We start from the raw sequence: 1,867 nt of genomic DNA, 5'->3' as shown, positions 1-1,867 counted from the left end.
CGCTATGAAGCCTGGCGCGCGCAGCAACTGTCGCCCTACCTGGGCCGCCTCACCGGTGTCGGCGCCATGCGGGGCATTGAACTGGCCCACGCCGACGGCACACCCGCTCCCAAGCAACTGGCGCAACTGCTGGAGCTGGCGCGAGAGGCTGGCTTGCTGCTGATGCCCAGCGGCAAGTCGCGGCACATCGTGCGCTTGCTGGCCCCGCTGACCATTGAACCTGCGGTGTTGGAGGAAGGCCTGGATATCTTCCAGGCGTGCCTCACACAGCTGGACGAATAGCGGGCTGCCTTGACCTGATCCCCTCACCCGCTGAAAATGCCCGACGTTTTTTTGTCTCTCCGCATACTACGCAGTGAAATTTTAATGTCTGATTCCTACACCGAAAAATCCGCCGAAGAATCCGTAGTCGCCCTGTACGCCAAAGCCGAATACGAAAACGCCATCAATCTTTCACAGCATGTGCCAGCCGCCAAGATCATCAGCGAGATGGTGCTGGACGCGTTTCATACCTCCAAGGAAAGCGACCAGATCCGCGAGCTACGCGTTGCCATCCGCCAGGCCCACGATGCCTTCGACGATGACAAAGCCTATGACCTGATGGGCCAGCTCAAACAATTGAAAGACGCCGAAGCCGCAGACAACGCCGCCCTGGAACACCTGAGCAGCCAGTTCTCGATCAGCCGCATCCTGTCCAGCTTCAAGGACGATCCCGAGTTCCAGGAATTGGTCTATGGCCTGGCCCTCAAAGTGCTTAACCAGTCGCACCAGGCCATCAGCAACCCGAGCGCCGGCAAGGGCAAGGCTGCACGCGCCAAGAAAGACACCGAAGTGTTTGTGATCAGCAAGGATGGCATCAGCGTCACCTTGCCGCTGCGCACGCCGCGCTCCAAGCTCAATGTGGACCGCGAAGCGCTGGAGTTCCTGGGTTTCACCTTTGTGGGCGAAGGCAGCGAGGCGGAACTTGCGAGCGAAACCTTCATCGACAACAGCGGCGCCGAGCAACCGGTCACGCGCAAGAGCATCGTGACCGCGCTGCAACAGCAAAGCGCCTTTGACGGCTACGCCATCGCCGCCCAGTAAGTAGCTGACGCAACCAGGCGCGCGCGCAAGGCGCAGCGCCGGTTGCCGTCTACGCCTCTTTATTCCACAACACCGCCGAGCTTTTCATCATCCCCACGGCGATTGCGAACAGCAACAACACACAGCCTGCCAGCAGCCACGGTGACGGCAAGGTTGGCCGGGCCAGCAACATGAACGCCAACGAGGGCGCGATCATCACGCCGATGTTGACGCCCGCCGAGTAGTAGCCAAGGTTGCGGCCCACGCTGTCGCGGCTGGAAATGCTGCTGACGTAGTGGGTGATCGCGGGGAACACAATCATCTCGCCCAGGCTCCACAACACCGTAGCAAGCACCAACAGCGCGCCGACCTGACCAAAGCCCATCAAGAAGAAACCGCAGCCTGCCAGCAACAGGCCAATGATCAGCGAGCGACTGCTCGACAAGTGCGCCATGCGCAGGTTGATCGGCACTTCAAACACAATCACTAGCAACGCATTGATAAAAAAGATGATGCCCACGTAATAGGCCGGCAATTGGGTGTAGTTGATGATGTACGCCGACAGAAAAGTCGGCGGTAATGCGTAAGCCACGTGCACCGGCAGCGCTGCCAACAGGATCACCAGCAGTCGCGAACGCTCATGAGCCGCCACCTCGGGCAAGCCCTCGCCTTTGACGGCGACAGGTACGCCTTGGGTGGCCTGCCGAGACCGACCAAACCGCAGGCAGGCGGCGAAGGCCAGCAGGGACAGCACGGCATTGATGTAGAAGACCGCGTCGGCATTGCTGAGGAAGATCAAGCTGYC

The 1,867-nt window shown here is 60.2% G+C and carries 3 protein-coding genes; 2 read left to right on the top strand and 1 reads right to left on the bottom strand.

Going from position 1 to position 1,867, the window contains the following annotated elements:
• Together BKD70_RS22300 and BKD70_RS22295 are read left to right on the top strand one after the other, a co-directional pair.
• On the top strand, positions 1–282 hold a 282-nt coding region (locus tag BKD70_RS22300; protein ID WP_139145792.1), incomplete at its 5' end, for an aminotransferase class III-fold pyridoxal phosphate-dependent enzyme.
• An 84-nt stretch (positions 283–366) separates the two neighbouring features.
• Positions 367–1,083: a hypothetical protein gene (locus BKD70_RS22295; RefSeq protein WP_034128720.1), complete on the top strand. Its 717-nt coding sequence runs from the start codon at positions 367–369 to the stop codon at positions 1,081–1,083.
• A 49-nt stretch (positions 1,084–1,132) separates the two neighbouring features.
• Here BKD70_RS22295 and BKD70_RS22290 read toward each other — a convergent pair.
• On the bottom strand, positions 1,133–1,867 hold a 735-nt coding region (locus BKD70_RS22290), incomplete at its 5' end, for an MFS transporter (RefSeq protein WP_139145791.1).

This window comes from Pseudomonas sp. BS-2016, assembly GCF_001806145.1.
In the GTDB taxonomy this organism is placed as follows: Bacteria; Pseudomonadota; Gammaproteobacteria; order Pseudomonadales; family Pseudomonadaceae; genus Aquipseudomonas; species Aquipseudomonas lundensis.
Note: the sequence above shows the minus strand (reverse complement) of the source record. Positions and strands in the feature narration are given on the sequence as shown.